Genomic DNA, 18340 nt, shown 5'->3' on the forward strand with positions numbered 1-18340 from the left:
AATTTTTTATATTAAGTCATACCATTGATTGAGTTGTTTATGATCAATTTCGATATGTATCATTTTTTTATTAACTGGATGTTCAAAACAAAGTTTTGAACAATGTAAGCATTGCCCTTCTATTTTACCATGTTTTCCGCCGTACAATGTATCGCCTATTAAAGGATGACCTATATATTGAAAATGCACTCTAATCTGATGTGTTCGACCCGTACACAGTTGCACTTCGCAACAACTTACATTCTCTTTTTGTTTTATAGTACGATACAATGTTTTGGCATATTTACCGTTTTCTGATACTTGCCTTTCTATAATACTTGCTTCATTTCTAGCAATGGGTGCTTCAATCACGCCACTTGGTTCAGTAATACCGTGTGCCAAACACGTATAAACCTTATCCATATTAGTTTTTGAAAATAAATGGTGGATATAACCATATTTCGCGAAAAGTACAATCCCAGTAGTATTTCGATCTAAACGGGTTACGATGTGAGGATTGGTATGTTCACCTTTATGTTGTAAATAACCCAATACTTGTTCAACTAAGCTTTCATGTGGATGTTCACGTGAAGGTGCACAGTTTTGTCTATTGGGTTTAGATACAATAATGATATAGTCGTCTTCGAATAATATATCTAGTGGTTTCAAGTATGGTATTAAATTGGCACTAGGTATTTCTAACGGTAGTTGAACAACAAGCTGATCGCCTAAGTTCAATTGATACCTCACTGTGACAGGCCTCTGATTGACAAGTAAAGCGCCATTAGTTTTAATGGCGCTAATTGTTTTCTTAGAAAAGTCATGTCGTTGTAAAAATGATTTAAGCGTTTCTTGCTGTGCAATCGTATATCTAAAAATCATACTTCATCATCACTTGAAATAAATGAATCGTGTACCCTCTTCCAGAATGGGAATGGTCTAAAGCGTGCAAATCTTACCTTTTCATTTGCTACTCTATACTGGATTGCATTTACATTCTTATGCTTAATACTCACATGATCAATCGTAGTTCGTATTGTATCGTGATTGACAGGTGTTATCAAACAAGTATGATGTTTAGGAAGTACTAATGGTGAACCCACTGTTCTAAACACACGATTGTTGATTGAAGCAATCTCTGCAATTTGCATTGCTTCTAAAGATGGATGGATTAATGCACCACCTAAAGCCTTATTATAAGCTGTTGACCCAGATGGCGTAGATATACAAAGTCCATCTCCTCTAAAACGCTCAAAATGTTTACCGCGAATATTAACATCCACAACTAATGTTGATCCATTTTCAGTTTTCATAGTAGCTTCATTCAATGCTAAATACCTTGTTTCATAACCATTATTATTATATCGAACAATGATTTCTAATAATGGATATTCAATAACTTGAAATTCTGAATTATTGATTTCAATTATTAATTTTTCGACTTCATGAGGTAACCAGTCAGCATAAAACCCTAAATGTCCGGTGTGAACACCAACAAATGCCACTTTCGACAACATATGACTATATTGATGAAATGCTTGTAGTAAAGTGCCATCCCCACCGACTGAAATGACTATTTCTGGGTTTTCATTATCTTCAACCATCTGAAAATCTTTCATATAGTTAATCATTTTATGCTTTAACGCATTGGACTTAGAATCACCTTTAGTTAGGATTGTATAACGCATGTTTACACCTCATTAGTCATTTTCATGTTTTTTCGCACGTTTTTGAGTATAATACTTCTGTGCTTCTTGAATTTCATCTTTTATCTCGGACATTTCTTCGTCTAATAAGTAAGCCGCTTCTGCCGCTCTTTCTAAACGATGCTGTATCTCATCTGGATAATCTCCATCATATTTATAACGCAATGTATGTTCTATGGTTGACCAGAAATTCATAGCCAATGTTCTAATCTGAATTTCAGCTAGAATAGATTTCTGTCCATTTAATGTTTCAATAGGATATTCAATAATCACATGATATGAACGATAGCCACTTGGTTTGGTATTGCGAATATAGTCTCTTTCTTCAACAACACTAAAATCCTTACGTTGACGTAATATATTAACTACGACATCTATATCATCAACAAATTGGCACATAATTCTGAGTCCAGCTATGTCATACATTTCTTCTCTTAATCTATCAAATGGAATTTCCCTTTTGTTTGCTTTATCTATAATACTTGAAATAGGTTTAACGCGGCCTGTTACGAATTCAATGGGAGAACTGTGTTCACTAATCTCATATTGTTTACGTAATCCTTTTAATTTTACTTTTAATTCATTAACAGCCTGTTTGTAGGGTGTTAAAAATTGATCCCACTGGTTCATATTACTTCACTCCGCTTCATTCTAGTTCAAAAGTTTTTTCAACAGCAGAAACAAACTCCTTACCATAGTTATTATTGCCTTCAATATTGTCTAATATGTAATCTAATTCCTCTTGGAAATGTTTAAGTTCTAACTCATCGTTTACAATGAGTTTCTTCCCTTTGTTTTCATGTAACATCGACCATGTTTCTTCTACAAAGATTAAATACGAATAGGATTGACCATCATCTAAGATGTATGCAAATCCATAATTATCACTATCAACAAGCATTTGTCCTACTTCTTCTAATCCTTCAATCGAATCTTCTGAATAACAGTAAATTGTATCGTCTTTCACTTTGATTTCATTTATATATATACGCATGCTTGCCCCTCCTTATTCCATATTAGTTTAACATAATTTATGCTTACATCACACGTATGTAGCCGAATATTGTCACATTATTATATGTATTTGAATTTTTTTAGATATATTATTATTCTAATTTCAATTTTAAATAATGTTTGTCTTTTCAAAACATTGTCTTACTTTAAAACAAGAGCCAATTCAGTCATACTAATAGTAAATCAAACAATGATGCAGAGGAGTTACAATGAATGGCAACTAATAATGAAATTGAATTTAAACAAATACTTAGTGAATCAACATATAATAATATTAAAGATCAATATTTCAAGGATAAATCACCTTTCAAACAGATCAATTACTATATAGATACTGCCGATTTCAAACTCAAAGATCACTATTCTGCTTTAAGAATTCGAGTCAAAGACAATACTTATGAGATGACGCTCAAAGTACCTGCAGAGGTAGGTTTAACGGAATACAATTTTAATGTCCCTCTTGAACCTGAAATTGACAAAATGGTTTATCACAATCAATTGCCTGTCGAGATTAGACAAATTTTAGTGGATGACTTTGATGTTCAAGATGGTACATTAGTGATATTAGGCGCTTTAACTACATATAGAATGGAGACATCTTATCAAAATGAACTTCTTGTGTTAGACAAAAGTGAATATCTCGGCACTGAAGATTACGAGCTAGAATTCGAAGTACATGATTATGAAGAGGGTTTACAAAAGTTTTATGACTTACTGAAATCATTTCAAATGACCCACGAGAAGCCTTTAAACAAAGTCCAACGTTTCTTTAATAGAAAAGCTAATTTAGCGTAACAACAACAACGGAAGCTATAATGCAAATTACTTTCAAATGTAAAAATTCATGTTATATTAGATATATATTAATGAAATACGGTGATATTATGCCTAAAACACCATATGACATCATTGGGCAAGATGCACTATATCTAATGATTGATCATTTTTATCAATTAGTAGAAAAAGACGATAGAATTAATCATTTATTCCCTGGTGATTTTATAGAAACGAGTAGAAAACAAAAACAATTTTTAACTCAGTTTTTAGGAGGCCCTGATTTATATACACAGGAACATGGACATCCCATGTTGAAAAGACGACATATGGAATTTACGATTACTGAATATGAGCGCGATGCTTGGTTAGAAAATATGTCTATAGCAATTAATCATGCTAACTTCCCTGCTGGGGTTGGTGACTATTTATTTGAAAGATTGCGACTAACAGCTAATCATATGGTGAATTCCGAAAAATAATTGTAGGTGAAAAGACATGGCTGAAGAGTTAAGAGTAATGGAGAATAAGAGTCGTGAAGATGCAAATACTGATCTATCACCTGTATGCAAAATAGAAATTTACTCTTTTTTCGATCCTTTTAGTAAAGATTGTTTCAAAATATCGGCAATCTTATCAAAACTAAGAATTGAATATAATCAATATATACGTGTTAGACATATTCTTAATCCTTCATTAAAAGTTTTAACAAAATGCCAAGCACAAAGCACCTCTGATTTCGATAATATTGCACTCGCATACAAAGCGGCCGAATTACAAGGCCGTTTAAGAGCAGAACGATTTATACATTTAATGCAAAATGAAATTATACCTAAGCGCGATATTATCACCGAAGAAATGATATGTGATTGTGTAAAAAATGCTGGAATTGATTATGATGTGTTTAAAGAAGACTTACAGAAAAGTAAACTAACAGAAAGTTTAAAAGTTGACTTGCATATAGCACGTGAAATGGAAATAGAACAGTCTCCATCCCTCGTATTCTTCAGTGAAGACGTGCATGAAGAAGGGTTAAAAGTTGAAGGGCTTTATCCATATCACATATACACATACATCATCAATGAACTTATGGGAACGCCAATCGAAAAGAGTTTGCCACCGAAGTTAGAAACATATATACAACAGAAGCAACTTGTGACAATGGAAGAGTTACTCACAATATATGAGTGGCCTGAAAAATTATTAAATAAAGAATTGAAAAAACTCATGCTTCAACAGAAAGTGGAAAAATTAAATTATCCTGACGGCAAGTTTTGGAAATCTAAAATGCCTAAATGTTGAAATTCTATCTTGGCTCTATCAATATTTAAAAATCAGCGCAACAGATTATTTGATATCTGTTGTGCTGATTTTTTGTTTATTCATAATTTGAATAATTTATGTATATTGCCTACTACCTATTTTAAGACAAATAAAAAAACGCCGTGTCTGATTACACGACGCTAAACAAAGGGGATGGGAGAAATTTTTCACTTCAAACAAAGGGGTATGTTTGTTATGTGATTAATTTCATGTTCATAATATAACACGACGTATAGCCCATTTCAACCTTTGAGTTTGATTAAATTTAAATTGTCACAATCTGTTCATAATGTAAGCGAATTCAATCATATTAAGCTTTCATAAGTTTTTCAAAAGCATCTAATTTTTGTTCAAATACTTCACAAGCTTGCTCAATTGGTTCAGGTGATGTCATATCTACACCTGCATTTTTTAAGATTTCAATTGGATAATTTGAGCTACCTTTTTTCAAGAATTCATTAATATATCTTTCAACAGCTGGTTGTCCCTCTGTTAAGATTTGGTGACTTAAACTTTGTGCAGCACTATAACCTGTTGCGTATTGATATACATAATAATTCATATAGAAGTGAGGAATTCGTGACCATTCTTTACTAATGTCTTCATCTGTTTCAACTGCATCTCCAAAATATTGTTTATTCAGTTTGGCATACTCTTCATTCATACGAGTTGGAGTTAATGGTTCCCCTGCTTCTTCTATTTGATGAATTTTATGTTCGAATTCTGCAAACATGGTTTGACGGAATAATGTCGCTCTAAAGCGTTCGAGTTCTTGATTCAATAATAATAAACGTTTGTCGTCATCTAAATGTTTATCCATATAATCGCTTAATAAAGCTTCATTACATGTAGATGCTACTTCAGCTACAAATATTGTATAGTCACTTAGATTGGATGGTTGATTTTGACGACTGAAATAACTATGTGCTGAGTGACCAAATTCATGAACTAAAGTATATAAATCTGAAACTGTATCTGACCAATTTAATAAGATGAATGGATTTGTTAAATGTGCACCAGATGAATATCCACCAGATCGTTTACCTTTGTTTTCATAAACATCAACCCAGCGATTATCCAATCCTTCTTTAACCACATTTAAATACTCTTCACCCATTGGTTCAAGTGCTTTTAACATCCATGATTTAGCTTCTTCATAAGGCATTTCAAATTTAACGTCTTTCACTAATGGTGTATATAAATCATACATTTTTAAGTCATCGATGCCTAACAACTCTTGTCTTAAACGCGTATATCTATGAAGTAAAGGTAAATATTTGTGAACAGTTTTCACTAGGTTATCATAGACTTCTTCTGGAATATGATTATTACTCAAAGCTTTTTCACGAGCAGATTTATAGTGATGTGTACGCGCGTTAAATACATTTTTCTTCACTTCACCTGCTAATGTCGCGCCTAACGTATTGTTATGAGAACCATAAGCTTTATATACATTTCTAAATGCAGATTCTCTTAAAACACGATCATCTGATTCTAGATATTTGATAAACGTACCTTGTGTTAATGGATGTGCTTTACCATCTTTATCTATAGCATCTTCAAATTCTAAATCTGCATTACTGAACATACCGTATACATTTGAAGGCGTAGATAATGCATCTTGTGCTTCAGTCAATAATTTTTCAGTATCAGCATCTAGTATATGTGGGCGCTTTTCATTGATGAGTTGTAGATCAAATTCATATTGTTTTAATTTATCGTTTGATTGAATAAACGTTTGAATTGTCTTTTCATCAAGTTGTAAAATTTCTGGTACTAAAAAGCTCCATGCTGAACTAAATTTAATAATTAATTGATGTGCACGTGCTTCCATTCCTGTGTATTGATCATTGGCAGTATCTTGGTCTTGTTTTAAGTGGGCATAGACATATACCTTTTCTAATTTGGTGCCTATTTCATCTTCTAATGCTAATGCTTGATATAAAGTATCTGCACTATCTCCTAGGTGACCTTTAAACTGTTCTTCTTTACCGATGTCATTTTCGACATCTTTAAATGCCGCTTCAAATGCATCATCACTTGGGAATATCGTTGTTAAATCCCATGTATATTCAGGATATTTACGTTCCTGTTCTTCTCTAGATAATTGTTGACTCATCATGTAAACCTCCTCGAAATAATCAATAACTTAATTTTCTCATTTTAATAGATAATTTGCACGTCATTACAATTCGATTTTCGTGCATTTTGATACTGTTCTATTATTTTATTTAACAGAATTGATTTGCTGTAATGATGATATGCAAAATGTCGTAACTTAATCACAGTATCTATGTTCTGACACGTCAATTCGTCACGTAGTTCTAAAAGTCGAAATTGTAGTTGCCATTCAATTGGATGTGTTTTGATAAAGATTTGTAATGGGATAATGATACCAAACTGTTGAATGACATGTTTGTCATTAAGTCGCAATTGATACATAGCACTTAAAGTGGGTTCTAATACCGAATTCTTACGACGACAGTATTGTATATATCGAGTTATCAAGCTTTCATCTAACTTATAATATGCCATATTGTTATGTCTTTTTTCCGTCAGTATTGTTGCCACATCTTCAACAATGGTCCTTGTTGCACGAAATTGTCTCCCTCCAATATTTTGGATATTTGAATATCTAATTAATTGGCAACACTTTTCTTGCCATGTGTACAAAGACCTATGAATCGCATTTATAAAACTGGCTTGCTGGTTATTTAATGTTAATTTACCGTTTCTGTATTTGATATCTTCGATAATCCAAACTGGTCTAAGTCCGACACTCATTAGCCCTACGGTACGCTTTTGAATTTCAGACAAAGGAATGGAAGAAAATTGTACTTCAATCGCAAATGATGAATTAACTACGATGTCAGGGAACTGTTGTATATTTTCATAATATGGTTCAATTTCAACATTATAGTTCACCCTTTTAAACATTGCGGCAATTTTGTATTTAGTTTGATAATGTAATGCACTTTCCCCTTTTGAACGCCATAGCTTACATGGATCCATATGCGCAAAATGCGCTTTTACTTTCGCCCCATTTTTTAAAATTACTTTCGTTCTACAATGTGGACAGTAATAGTTCCTATTCTTTATTGCTTGTTTTGCTAACACATATTCATGATTTTCATTTATAGCTACTAACATCAGTTCACCTCATATATTTCAACGAAGCAAACCCTCAATTTACTTGTGTCAATTATCGTTTCCTTAAATATAAAAAAACGAGACATCAATATGTCTCGTTAAAATCACTCTATTATCATTATTCAACTGCATCAGTAAAGTAACGACGCACTTGTGAAGTAACGTTATGGCTCATAATAATCTTACCATAATCATTTAAATATACTTCTGTTTTATCAGTTGGGTATGCAAATTCTAATAATTGACTATAGCTATCGTTAATTGTCTCTTGATCGACCGTGTCATCAAAATGAATAGCATAGTAATATTGTGAGTCAACCATATAAAGTAAATCTTCAAACTCATCAGCACTTTGATTATTGTGATATGCATAATTAATGACTTGTTCTAAGTCTTCAAATTTTACAATCACTGTACGAATATTGGCTTGTTTACGTTGTCTTTGAGATTGCTCTTGTTGCGCTTTCTTTTGTTGATTACGTTGTTCAAATATATTTTCGATATTATCTTCGCTTTCAAGTGTTTGAGCTAAAAGTTCATTTACTTGGTCATCAAATTGATCAAAATTACCATCTTCGGCCATATTCATGGCGTCTTCATTTTTAGACTTAGAAATAGTCACTTCCACACCTTTTTCAAAGGCATGTACTTGAATCCATAATGGTCCTTCAACGACAAAATCTTCTTCTTCATTAATTTCATCCATCATTGACCAGAAGAATTCTTCACCGCGTTTGCGGTTAGTCCATAAATCTTCACGACTAAAACCACGTGCTTCTATGTCGCTATATGTTATAAACAATTTAACTGTTGTATCATCAACGCGTTCTATTCTCATATCATCTCACTCCTTACAGTCGATGAATAGTAACCATATTGTATTAGAACGTGACTCAAATTACAATCTATTTGTTTGATTAAATTTAACTATTCTTAAGATGGCTTCTTATATTAACATATTCCCTATTTTAATGCTAAAAAACAGCGCATTTATTCTCGATTTACTTTTTAAAGCATACACAAAAGACAACACCATTTAACAATAGTGTTGTCTTAATATCTTTTAGTAAAGTGATAAAATCACATAGTTATTAAAGTTATTAGTCAACCAAACGTTGAGCTTCTTGTAATTGGAACGTACGGACTTTTCTTGGTAAGAAACGTCTGATTTCATCCTCGTTATAACCTACTTGTAAACGTTTATCATCTAAAATGATTGGGCGACGTAATAAACCTGGGTTATCTTGAATAATTGAATATAAATCTTGTAATGGTAAAGAATCAATATCAACATTCAATTTTTGGTATGTTTTAGAACGAGTTGAAATAATTTCATCAGTTCCGTCTTCAGTCATTTTTAATATTAATTTAATTTCATCGATTGTTAAATGTTCAGAAAAAATGTTACGCTCCGTATATGGAATGTCATGTTCTTGTAACCATGCTTTCGCTTTACGGCAAGATGTGCAACTTGGTGAAGTAAATAATGTTACCATACATCTCACTCTCCTATAAATGGATTCATTCATTAATTTTAAATTAGTTATAGATTAAAGAAATGATTATTATTTGCTTTCTTAACCTTACAATATATATTATAACCATCTAACATTAAAATTAAATGAGAAAATCCTAATTTTTCTGAGAAATCTTGAAATTATTCAAAATTATCTCACAAACTATTTAATACTTAGATATACATTCATTTTAACACAACTTACAATTTAAAGAAATACTGTTATAATGAGAGATAAATAATATTTGAGAAAGTAGGCATCTAATATGGAAACATTATTTTCAGGCATTCAACCAAGCGGTATACCAACAATTGGTAACTATATAGGTGCATTAAAACAATTTGAAGAAATACAAAATGATTATGATTGTTTCTTCTGTATTGTTGATCAACATGCAATCACTGTACCTCAAGACCGTTTGAAATTACGCAAACAAATTAGACAACTCGCAGCAATATATCTAGCTTCAGGTATTGATCCTGACAAATCTACCCTATTCATTCAATCTGAAGTACCTGCACATGTTCAAGCAGGATGGATGCTCACTACAATAGCTTCAATTGGTGAATTAGAACGTATGACACAATTTAAAGATAAAGCTCAAAAACGAACTGATGGCGTCCCAGCTGGATTACTTACTTATCCACCTTTAATGGCAGCTGATATAGTGATTTATAATACTAATATTGTTCCTGTTGGTGAAGATCAAAAACAACATATGGAATTAACACGTAATTTGGTAGATAGATTTAATAGTCGTTATAATGACGTATTAATTAAACCAGAAATCCGTATGCCAAAAGTGGGTGGTCGTGTGATGAGTTTACAAGACCCTACTAAAAAAATGAGTAAAAGTGATGATAATCAAAAGAACTTCATTTCATTATTAGACGAACCAAATGTAGCAGCTAAAAAAATTAAAAGTGCTGTTACTGATTCAGATGGTATTATTAAGTTTGACCGTGATAATAAACCAGGGGTTTCTAATTTACTTTCAATCTATTCTGGTTTAACTAACGAACCTATTAAAGAAATTGAAGCGAAATATGATGGTGAAGGTTACGGAAAATTCAAGGGTGATTTAGCAGAAATAGTTAAATCATTCCTAGTTGATTTCCAAGAAAAATACGACGCATTTTATAACTCTGATGAACTTGATGATATCCTAGATAAAGGTAGAGATAAGGCACATCAAGCCTCATTTAAAACATTGAAAAAAATGGAAAAAGCAATGGGTCTTGGTCGTAAAAGATAATTAATTCACTGCGCGAAAAAGCACTGAGGTTGTCATTCCTCAGTGCTTTTTAATTATATTATTTTTTCTTTTTACCAGTTTCTCTATCAATCGATTTATCGATATACACATCTTTTAATGTAGTATCAGGACCTACCTTATGGTACACCAATCCTTTTACTTGAGGATTGGTTAAATGAGCCTCACCTTTTTGGTAAATTGGTGCAACAGGTGCATCATTTAGCAAAATTCCTTCTGCTTTTTGAAGTGTTGCATTTCTTTCATCTTCATTCTGAAGCAATTTACCATTGGCATCTTTTATTAGCTTATCGTATTCTTTGTTACTCCAGTCAGTGTTGTTTTGTGGATTACCTGTTGTCATTGTTTGTAAAAATGCGGTTGGATCTGGATAATCTGGTACCCAGCCTGCATAAGAAGCTTCATAGTTATTTGCAAGTTCTAAATTGGTCTTTTGTTTAAATGGCAACTGTTTTACCTTCATTTGTACTCCTGGTAAATTTTTTTCTATCTGAGACTTAATATATTCCGCAGAAATTTTTTGAACAGGTGTATCTTGTACATTTAATGTAAACGTCACCTTCTTCTTACCTAGTTCTTTTTTTGCTTTTTTCCAATTTTCTTTAGCCTCTTTTTCGTTATATTTCAATGGAGAATTTATAGTGCTGGCGAAATCCTTACCTTCGGGTGTTTTAGAAGTTCCAAAAGCTGTAAAATTATTTGATGCTAAAGACCCATCATTAAATACAGATTTAACATATTGCTTTTTATTAATTGCTTTTGAAATCGCTAATCTTAAATGTTTATTTTTAAATTCAGGAACCTGCTTTTCATTCAATTTAATGAAGAACGTACCAGCTGTCAATCTTTTATTTAGTGCAACTGAGTTTTTATATTTATCCACTTGTTCAGCAGCTATTATTGCATCATCAACAGAATTGGTATCATACAAGGCAGCTCCAGCTTGGTTATCCTTAAGTACTTTATAATTTACACGACTAAGTTTAACATTATTTTTATCCCAATAGTCTTTATTCTTTACTAATTGGATTTTATCTTCAACTTGCCAATTCACTACTTTGAATGGTCCATTGTAAACTGCTTTATCAGCAGTAGTACCATATGCTTTGCCATATTTTTTAGCCACTTTTTCATTTTGAGGATTAAAAGTATTTAAGGCTAACAACTCATTGATGTATGGCACCGGTCTTTCCAATTTAACTTGTAGTTTATATTTATTTAGCGCTTTGATACCTAAATCCTTAACTGGCTTTTTACCGGCATTAACTTGATCCGCATTTTTTATATCACTCATAATATACGCAAATTCTGAACCAGTTTTAGGATCAACTACTTTTCTCCAGGCGAAAACAAAGTCGTTTGCAGTAACTGGGTCCCCATTACTCCATTTCGCGTCTTTTCTTAAATTAATAGTCAGTGTTTTACCATCCTTACTTTTCTTAGGAAATTTTGTTGCAACAGCTGGCTCTGCTTGATCACGTTTATCCATTGTATATAGCCCTTCAAATACTTGTCCCGCAACATCACTTGACACTGACTCAGTCATCAAGGTTGTATCTAATGTAGTCATATCTTGTGGTATAACTTTTCTAAATACTTGACCCTCATCTGAATATAAACTTTTACTGTTACTGCACCCTGATAAGGTGCTTAATGAAATGATAAAAATCGCAATCAGTGTTATCCATTTTCTCATACGTATCCCCCTCCCTTTAATTATCCTTCTGTATTAACATGCTGTTTTAATTTTTCTGCTTCCGCTTCAGTTGCAAAGACAAAGTGTTCTGGTCGAATCTCGTGCAATTGTCTATTTTGATCATCTGCATTGCTTGCTTCATATGTAATCCGTTTTCTTTGTCTTTCAACGTCTGGATCAGGTTGAGGAATCGCTGATAATAATGACTTCGTATAGTCATGTAAAGGATGATTATATATATCATCTGCAGGTCCGAGTTCAACAATTTTTCCAAAATGCATCACAGCTATTCTGTCAGAAATATATTTAACCATTGATAAATCATGGGCAATAAATAAGAACGTAATCCCTTTTTCTCTTTGTAGTCGTAACATTATATTGACGACTTGTGCTTGTATGGAAACGTCTAATGCTGAAATCGGCTCATCAGCAATGATAAATTCTGGTTCTACCGCTAATGCTCTTGCTATACCAATACGTTGACGTTGTCCACCTGAAAATTCATGAGGATAACGGTTCGCATGTTCTTTACTTAAGCCTACTGTTTCTAATGCATCATATACACGCTTTTTACGATTTCGTTTATCAGTAGCTAAATGATGAATATCTATACCTTCTCCAACAATGTCCATGACTTTTAGACGTGGGTTTAAAGACGCATAGGGATCTTGAAAGATCATTTGAATCTTCTTGTTGAATTTCAACATATCTTGGCGTTTACGAATATTATGTATATCCGTACCATCATAAATAATTTCTCCACTAGTAATATCATTTAATTTAATGATAGCTTTACCTGTAGTTGATTTACCACAACCTGATTCTCCAACTAAACCTAAAGTTTCACCTTTATAAATATCAAACGAAATATCTTCAATTGCTCTAACTTCGTTCTTTTTACCTTGGTTAAAATATTGCTTTAAATGTTTTACTTCTAATAATTTCGTTTTTTGTTTAATCATTAAACGCCACCCTCTCTACTTTGATGGGTTGTGCATAACGGTTAGGTAAAGTTTTTGAGCGTTTTTGAACCGCTAATGGTGGTTCAACTTTAGGCGCTCTTTCATCTAACAACCACGACTTAACAAAATGTGTAGGTGATACTTTAAACCATGGTGCTTCTTCTTTAAAATCAATATCTAATGCATACTGACTTCGTCTAGCAAATGCATCTCCAACTGGTGGATGTAATAAATCTGGTGGTGTCCCTGGAATCGCAATTAAATCTGTATCATTACTTGTTGTTAAATCCGGCATTGATGATAATAATCCCCAAGTATAAGGGTGTTTAGGACCATAGAAGATTTCATCAACATTACCTGTTTCAATCATTTGTCCGCCATACATAACAGCTACTCTATCAGCAATATTTGCTACAACACCTAGATCATGTGTAATAAAAATAATTGAAGTATTAATTTTCTGTTGAAGTTCCTTCATCAAATCTAATATTTGCGCTTGCATTGTTACATCAAGTGCTGTCGTCGGTTCGTCAGCGATTAATACTTTGGGTTCACATGCCAGTGCTGTTGCGATAACAATTCTTTGTCTTTGACCACCTGAAAATTGATGTGGGTATGCTTTAAAACGCTTTTCAGCATTTGGCAATCCAACTAGATTTAAAATTTCTAATGCGCGTTGTTTAGCTTCAGATTTACTCATATTTTTATGTTTAATTAATGGTTCCATAACTTGTTTGCCAATTTGCATCGTTGGGTTTAAAGAGGTCATTGGATCTTGGAATATCATTGAGATATCTCTACCGCGCAATTTGATTAATTCTTTTTCACTTTTATTTGCCAAATTTTCCCCTAAAAAGTTAATTTCTCCCTGTTTAATTCGAGCAGCATCCCCTTGGAATAGCTTCGTGATTGCTTTAGTCGTAACGGATTTGCCAGAACCTGATTCTCCAACAATTGCCAATGTTTCCCCTTTATTCAGGTAAAAGTCTACACCTCGGACAGCTTGAACTTCACCTGCAGAAATATCAAACGAAACATGCAAGTCATTGACCTCTAAAATTCTCTCTGCCATATACATGCCCCTCCTTTATTTACGCATCTTCGGATCGAATGCATCACGTAATCCATCACTAAATAGATAGAAGAATAAAATTAATAAACTTAAAATGATTGCTGGTATAAATAATTCGTGCGGGTGAATTAATAACATTGCACGTCCATCATTGACGAGTGATCCTAATGATGTTTGTGGTGCTGGTACACCAATACCAATAAAGCTTAAAAACGCTTCGAAGAAAATAGCACTTGGTACAGTAAACATAGATGTAACAACAATTGCACCTAATGTATTAGGCAAAATATGTTTGAATATAAGTTTGAATTTAGATGCACCTAAAGTTTGAGAAGCAAGTACAAACTCTTGGTTCTTTAATTTTAAGAATTCACCTCTAACAACACGACTCATACCTAACCAACCTGTGATGGACATCGCTAAAATAATAGTCCAAATCGAAGGTTCAAAGATCAATACAAAGAGAATAACGACGATTAGATTAGGAATCGACGCAATAACTTCTAGGATTCTTTGCATGACATTATCAATTCGACCACCAAAGAAGCCTGATATAGCACCATAAGTCACACCAATAAAGATATCTAATATTGCTGCAACAATACCAATGAATAATGAAATCTGTGTTCCTTTCCATGTTCTTGTCCACAAATCACGACCTAATTGATCTGTCCCAAACCAATAATTTTCATTAGCATGTGCTTCTTTATAGGCATCTTTGCCATCTGTTCCCTTACCATCAAATGGTAAAAATGACACTTTATCTAATACTGGTATTTTCGCTGGTAAATTTCGATGTTCAACATTTTGTTCTGCATAATCTCTGTTATTCATTAGAGGTCCAATAAAGGCGAATAACACAATTAAAATCAGTCCAATCATACCAACAACAGCTAGTTTATTACTTTTTAATTGCGCCCACGCATCTTGCCAGAAGTTTTTACTTTCACGTTGTAACTCTGGCTCTTGATTTAAATCTAATTCTCTTAATACAAAATCCGTAGAAACTGCCCCTTCAGAGGTATGTGACATTGCTGCATTTGAGTAATCTTTATCCATTCTTTTATCTGTCATTACTTTTTACCTCCTTGAACACGAATTCTAGGATCGATAATGCCGTATAAGATATCTACGATAAAAATAGATACGATAAATAATGTACTAAATAAAATCGTTGTCGCCATGATGACAGAGAAATCATTTGTAGTAATCGAACGTACGAATTGATCCCCTAATCCAGGTACTCCGAAGATATTCTCAATGGTAAGTGTCCCAGTTAAAATACCTGCTAACATTGGAACTAATATCGTAATGATGGGTATCAAAGCGTTTCTTAACGCATGACCGAACAACACTCTCATCGTTGAATTACCTTTTGCTCGTGCTAATAAAATATAATCTGAACTTAATACTTCAATCATCTCAGCTCGTATGTATCGGGCAACTGTTGCTAATACTACTGCAGATAAAGCGAGTGAAGGTAACACTGCTGTAGAAAATCCTTCCCAACCTGCAACTGGGAACCATCTTAAACGTACTGCAAACACATATTGTAATAATACAGCTAATACGAAAGATGGTACTGACACTGCAACAACTGAAATCACAGTCGTCGTGTAATCCACCCATGTATTTTGTTTTGTAGCTGCAGCAATTCCTAAAATGAGTCCAACGATAATACCAATAATCATTGCCGTTAATCCCATTTCAAATGATGGTATTAATCTTGGCTTAATCAATTCCCAAACCGGTTGATTATGATATTGGAATGAATAACCAAAATCGCCTGTCACAACATTTTTTAGATAGTGTACGTACTGCACTGCGACGGGGTCATTCAACCCATATTTCTCATTTAATATCGCTTTTTGATCAGCATTTAATTTTGCATCATTAAATGGTGATCCTGGCATCATTTTCATCAAGAAAAATGTGATTGTAATAATGATGAATAATGATAAAAACATATAACCTAATCTTTTAAGGATGTATTTTCTCATCTAATCCCCCCATTTATTTTTCACAATTGACAATCCCTTCAAAATATTCAGAATACTTTATTAGTATTATATCTGTAACTTACATGTAAAATCAATATAGTTTTGCGTTAATGCAATAAAGAAAGCAATTTATAAAATAGAATTTTTTTGTTTTCAGAATAAGTTGATTAATGTAAACTAAAACCAATACGATACGGAGTGATGTTATTGAAATTAATTAAATCTTATCTCTATCCATTACTAATAACTCTATTCATTTCTTTTATTTTTTGGCTATGGACCAAACATACATGGGTCGAGTACATCAATGTCTTATTTTATGTTTCATTAGTGTTTTTCATCATATTGTTTATTATTTTATTAGTTCAAGAAGGTATCTTCGATGTAACAAGCTATGGATTTAGACGTTTAAAATATCAACTTTCCTCTACTTCAAGAAAACGTAGCATGGAAGATGATAGCTTTTTAAATCCTCAACACGTCAAAAAAGAACACTACATGATTTCCTCATGGGTGTTCCCTAACCTGCTTATACATTTCGTTTTAGTTTTAATCACAATAATTATTTCATTCAATATGTAAAAAAGCGCAAGTGCGATGTAATTCACACTTGCGCTTTATATTTATTAATCTTCAAATTTTTTGAATATCAATACTGCATTATGTCCGCCGAATCCTAAACTATTACTCATTGCATGTGTAATGTCTAAGTCTTGCGCTTCATTCGGAACATAATCTATATCACATTCTGGGTCTGGTGTTTCAGCGTGAATCGTTGGTGCAATTTTAGAATCTCTAATTGAAAGTGCAGAGAAGATTGCCTCAATACCACCAGTAGCACCTAATAAATGACCAGTCATTGATTTAGTAGAACTTACTTTTAAATTATTGACTGCATCGCCAAATGTATTCTTAATGGCTTGTACTTCATATAAATCACCTACTGGTGTACTTGTACCGTGCGCATTTAAATATTGAATATCTTTTGCTTCAATACCTGCATCATCTAATGCAGCTTGCATTGCTCTAGAACCACCTTCACCTTCTGGTGCTGGTGCAGTAATATGATAAGCATCGCCTGTTGTACCGTAACCAACAATTTCAGCATAAATTTTGGCACCACGTGCTTTTGCAGATTCTAGTGATTCTACTACCACAATACCTGCACCTTCACCCATAACAAATCCATCTCTACCTTCTTGGAATGGACGACATGCCGTTTCTTTGTCATTATTTGTAGATAATGCACGACTTGCACTAAATCCTGCAATAGCCATATGAGAAATTGGTGCTTCAGTACCACCAGTAATCATTGCATCTGCATCACCACGTTGGATAATCTTAAATGCTTCACCAATTGAGTTAGTACCTGTTGCACATGCTGTAACAGTTGAACCACTTGGTCCTTTAGCACCTAAATCAATAGATACTTGGCCTGTAGCCATATCAGGAATTAACATTGGTACAAAGAATGGGCTGACACGTCTTGGTCCACGTTCTACCAATTGTGTATGCGCCGTTTCAAATGTTTCCATACCACCAATACCAGAACCAATCCACACACCAATACGGTTAGCATTAGCTTTGATATCTAATTGAGAATCTTTGACCGCTTCTCTAGCCGCTACAACAGCATATTGAGTAAATCTATCCATACGGCGTGCTTCTTTTTTATCGATGTGGTCTTCGATATTAAAATCTTTTAATTCACCAGCAAGATGCACATTATAATTTTCAGTATCAATTCGTGTGATAGTATCGATACCATTAACTCCTTTTAATGCATTCTGCCATGTTGTTTCAGCATCGTTACCGATTGGAGATAAGGCTCCGATACCTGTAATAACAACTCTATTATTTTCACTCATTAGTTA

General features: G+C 33.2%; 19 protein-coding genes. 5 read left to right on the plus strand and 14 right to left on the minus strand.

What is annotated here, in order from left to right:
• Nucleotides 1–6: 6 nt before the first annotated feature.
• Genes JX000_RS08805 through JX000_RS08820 form a run of 4 tightly spaced genes read right to left on the minus strand, consistent with a single transcriptional unit; the run spans nt 7 to nt 2679 of the window.
• The gene (locus tag JX000_RS08805; RefSeq protein ID WP_049425027.1) at nt 7–861 is read right to left on the minus strand and encodes an RluA family pseudouridine synthase; all 855 of its coding nucleotides are present in this window, start codon (nt 859–861) and stop codon (nt 7–9) included.
• Complete coding sequence (locus JX000_RS08810; RefSeq protein ID WP_002450766.1) at nt 858–1667, minus strand: NAD kinase; 810 nt, start codon at nt 1665–1667, stop codon at nt 858–860. Before JX000_RS08810 ends, JX000_RS08805 begins: the two co-directional genes overlap by 4 nt.
• Before the next feature lie 12 nt (nt 1668–1679).
• Nucleotides 1680–2315, minus strand: a complete 636-nt coding sequence (gene yjbM, locus JX000_RS08815; protein ID WP_002450767.1) for a GTP diphosphokinase — start codon at nt 2313–2315, stop codon at nt 1680–1682.
• Nucleotides 2316–2331: 16 nt separating this feature from the next.
• A complete protein-coding gene (locus tag JX000_RS08820; protein ID WP_002450768.1) occupies nt 2332–2679 on the minus strand; it encodes a UPF0738 family protein in 348 nt (115 codons plus the stop codon).
• Nucleotides 2680–2912: 233 nt separating this feature from the next.
• On the opposite strand from JX000_RS08820, the gene JX000_RS08825 reads away from it, so the two are divergent.
• The 3 genes from JX000_RS08825 to yjbH all read left to right on the plus strand — a co-directional run bounded on the left by JX000_RS08825 (nt 2913) and on the right by yjbH (nt 4775).
• Complete coding sequence (locus tag JX000_RS08825) at nt 2913–3494, plus strand: CYTH domain-containing protein (protein WP_002450769.1); 582 nt, start codon at nt 2913–2915, stop codon at nt 3492–3494.
• Nucleotides 3495–3583: 89 nt separating this feature from the next.
• Complete coding sequence (locus JX000_RS08830) at nt 3584–3955, plus strand: truncated hemoglobin YjbI (protein ID WP_107536170.1); 372 nt, start codon at nt 3584–3586, stop codon at nt 3953–3955.
• A 16-nt stretch (nt 3956–3971) separates the two neighbouring features.
• On the plus strand, nt 3972–4775 hold the full coding sequence (gene yjbH / locus JX000_RS08835) for a protease adaptor protein YjbH (protein WP_002450771.1): 804 nt from the start codon (nt 3972–3974) through the stop codon (nt 4773–4775).
• A 331-nt stretch (nt 4776–5106) separates the two neighbouring features.
• Here yjbH and pepF read toward each other — a convergent pair whose 3' ends face one another.
• The 4 genes from pepF to spxA all read right to left on the minus strand — a co-directional run bounded on the left by pepF (nt 5107) and on the right by spxA (nt 9442).
• Complete coding sequence (pepF, locus tag JX000_RS08840; protein WP_075778092.1) at nt 5107–6915, minus strand: oligoendopeptidase F; 1809 nt, start codon at nt 6913–6915, stop codon at nt 5107–5109.
• A 44-nt stretch (nt 6916–6959) separates the two neighbouring features.
• Nucleotides 6960–7946: a competence protein CoiA gene (locus tag JX000_RS08845; RefSeq protein ID WP_075778091.1), complete on the minus strand. Its 987-nt coding sequence runs from the start codon at nt 7944–7946 to the stop codon at nt 6960–6962.
• Between the two features lie 118 nt (nt 7947–8064).
• Nucleotides 8065–8784, minus strand: coding sequence for an adaptor protein MecA (mecA, locus tag JX000_RS08850; protein WP_002450774.1), 720 nt, complete (start codon nt 8782–8784; stop codon nt 8065–8067).
• Between the two features lie 262 nt (nt 8785–9046).
• Nucleotides 9047–9442, minus strand: coding sequence for a transcriptional regulator SpxA (gene spxA / locus JX000_RS08855; protein WP_002450775.1), 396 nt, complete (start codon nt 9440–9442; stop codon nt 9047–9049).
• A gap of 286 nt (nt 9443–9728) precedes the next feature.
• Between spxA and trpS the strand changes: the two genes are divergently transcribed.
• Nucleotides 9729–10718 (plus strand): tryptophan--tRNA ligase, encoded by a 990-nt coding sequence (trpS, locus tag JX000_RS08860; protein ID WP_075778090.1) that lies wholly within the window; start codon nt 9729–9731, stop codon nt 10716–10718.
• 58 nt (nt 10719–10776) lie between these two features.
• Here trpS and JX000_RS08865 read toward each other — a convergent pair whose 3' ends face one another.
• Genes JX000_RS08865 through opp3b form a run of 5 tightly spaced genes read right to left on the minus strand, consistent with a single transcriptional unit; the run spans nt 10777 to nt 16466 of the window.
• A complete protein-coding gene (locus JX000_RS08865) occupies nt 10777–12432 on the minus strand; it encodes a peptide ABC transporter substrate-binding protein (protein ID WP_075778089.1) in 1656 nt (551 codons plus the stop codon).
• 20 nt (nt 12433–12452) lie between these two features.
• A complete protein-coding gene (locus JX000_RS08870) occupies nt 12453–13394 on the minus strand; it encodes an ABC transporter ATP-binding protein (RefSeq protein WP_075778088.1) in 942 nt (313 codons plus the stop codon).
• Nucleotides 13387–14466, minus strand: coding sequence for an ABC transporter ATP-binding protein (locus tag JX000_RS08875; protein ID WP_075778087.1), 1080 nt, complete (start codon nt 14464–14466; stop codon nt 13387–13389). Before JX000_RS08875 ends, JX000_RS08870 begins: the two co-directional genes overlap by 8 nt.
• 15 nt (nt 14467–14481) lie before the next feature.
• Entirely contained in the window at nt 14482–15540 is a 1059-nt protein-coding gene (opp3C, locus tag JX000_RS08880) for an oligopeptide ABC transporter permease (protein WP_075778086.1), read from the minus strand.
• Nucleotides 15540–16466 carry an oligopeptide ABC transporter permease gene (opp3b, locus tag JX000_RS08885; RefSeq protein WP_075778085.1) on the minus strand — a complete coding sequence of 309 codons (927 nt, stop codon included), beginning with the start codon at nt 16464–16466 and terminating at the stop codon, nt 15540–15542. Before opp3b ends, opp3C begins: the two co-directional genes overlap by 1 nt.
• A gap of 201 nt (nt 16467–16667) precedes the next feature.
• Here opp3b and JX000_RS08890 point away from each other — a divergent pair, with 201 nt between their 5' ends.
• Nucleotides 16668–17048, plus strand: a complete 381-nt coding sequence (locus JX000_RS08890; RefSeq protein ID WP_075778084.1) for a DUF3899 domain-containing protein — start codon at nt 16668–16670, stop codon at nt 17046–17048.
• A gap of 44 nt (nt 17049–17092) precedes the next feature.
• Here the strand turns inward: JX000_RS08890 and fabF are convergent, their stop codons facing one another.
• The gene (gene fabF / locus JX000_RS08895; RefSeq protein ID WP_002450783.1) at nt 17093–18334 is read right to left on the minus strand and encodes a beta-ketoacyl-ACP synthase II; all 1242 of its coding nucleotides are present in this window, start codon (nt 18332–18334) and stop codon (nt 17093–17095) included.
• Between the last annotated feature and the right edge of the window lie 6 nt (nt 18335–18340).

The organism is Staphylococcus sp. SB1-57 (assembly GCF_017086425.1).
Classification (GTDB): domain Bacteria; phylum Bacillota; class Bacilli; order Staphylococcales; family Staphylococcaceae; genus Staphylococcus; species Staphylococcus warneri_A.

Bases quoted from the DNA above. Each gene is read 5' to 3' on its own strand.
- JX000_RS08805 (WP_049425027.1), bottom strand. From the start codon at position 861: ATGATTTTTAGATATACGATTGCACAGCAAGAAACGCTTAAATCATTT.
- JX000_RS08810 (WP_002450766.1), bottom strand. From the start codon at position 1,667: ATGCGTTATACAATCCTAACTAAAGGTGATTCTAAGTCCAATGCGTTA.
- yjbM (WP_002450767.1), bottom strand. From the start codon at position 2,315: ATGAACCAGTGGGATCAATTTTTAACACCCTACAAACAGGCTGTTAAT.
- JX000_RS08820 (WP_002450768.1), bottom strand. From the start codon at position 2,679: ATGCGTATATATATAAATGAAATCAAAGTGAAAGACGATACAATTTAC.
- JX000_RS08825 (WP_002450769.1), top strand. From the start codon at position 2,913: ATGGCAACTAATAATGAAATTGAATTTAAACAAATACTTAGTGAATCA.
- JX000_RS08830 (WP_107536170.1), top strand. From the start codon at position 3,584: ATGCCTAAAACACCATATGACATCATTGGGCAAGATGCACTATATCTA.
- yjbH (WP_002450771.1), top strand. From the start codon at position 3,972: ATGGCTGAAGAGTTAAGAGTAATGGAGAATAAGAGTCGTGAAGATGCA.
- pepF (WP_075778092.1), bottom strand. From the start codon at position 6,915: ATGAGTCAACAATTATCTAGAGAAGAACAGGAACGTAAATATCCTGAA.
- JX000_RS08845 (WP_075778091.1), bottom strand. From the start codon at position 7,946: ATGTTAGTAGCTATAAATGAAAATCATGAATATGTGTTAGCAAAACAA.
- mecA (WP_002450774.1), bottom strand. From the start codon at position 8,784: ATGAGAATAGAACGCGTTGATGATACAACAGTTAAATTGTTTATAACA.
- spxA (WP_002450775.1), bottom strand. From the start codon at position 9,442: ATGGTAACATTATTTACTTCACCAAGTTGCACATCTTGCCGTAAAGCG.
- trpS (WP_075778090.1), top strand. From the start codon at position 9,729: ATGGAAACATTATTTTCAGGCATTCAACCAAGCGGTATACCAACAATT.
- JX000_RS08865 (WP_075778089.1), bottom strand. From the start codon at position 12,432: ATGAGAAAATGGATAACACTGATTGCGATTTTTATCATTTCATTAAGC.
- JX000_RS08870 (WP_075778088.1), bottom strand. From the start codon at position 13,394: ATGATTAAACAAAAAACGAAATTATTAGAAGTAAAACATTTAAAGCAA.
- JX000_RS08875 (WP_075778087.1), bottom strand. From the start codon at position 14,466: ATGGCAGAGAGAATTTTAGAGGTCAATGACTTGCATGTTTCGTTTGAT.
- opp3C (WP_075778086.1), bottom strand. From the start codon at position 15,540: ATGACAGATAAAAGAATGGATAAAGATTACTCAAATGCAGCAATGTCA.
- opp3b (WP_075778085.1), bottom strand. From the start codon at position 16,466: ATGAGAAAATACATCCTTAAAAGATTAGGTTATATGTTTTTATCATTA.
- JX000_RS08890 (WP_075778084.1), top strand. From the start codon at position 16,668: ATGTTATTGAAATTAATTAAATCTTATCTCTATCCATTACTAATAACT.
- fabF (WP_002450783.1), bottom strand. From the start codon at position 18,334: ATGAGTGAAAATAATAGAGTTGTTATTACAGGTATCGGAGCCTTATCT.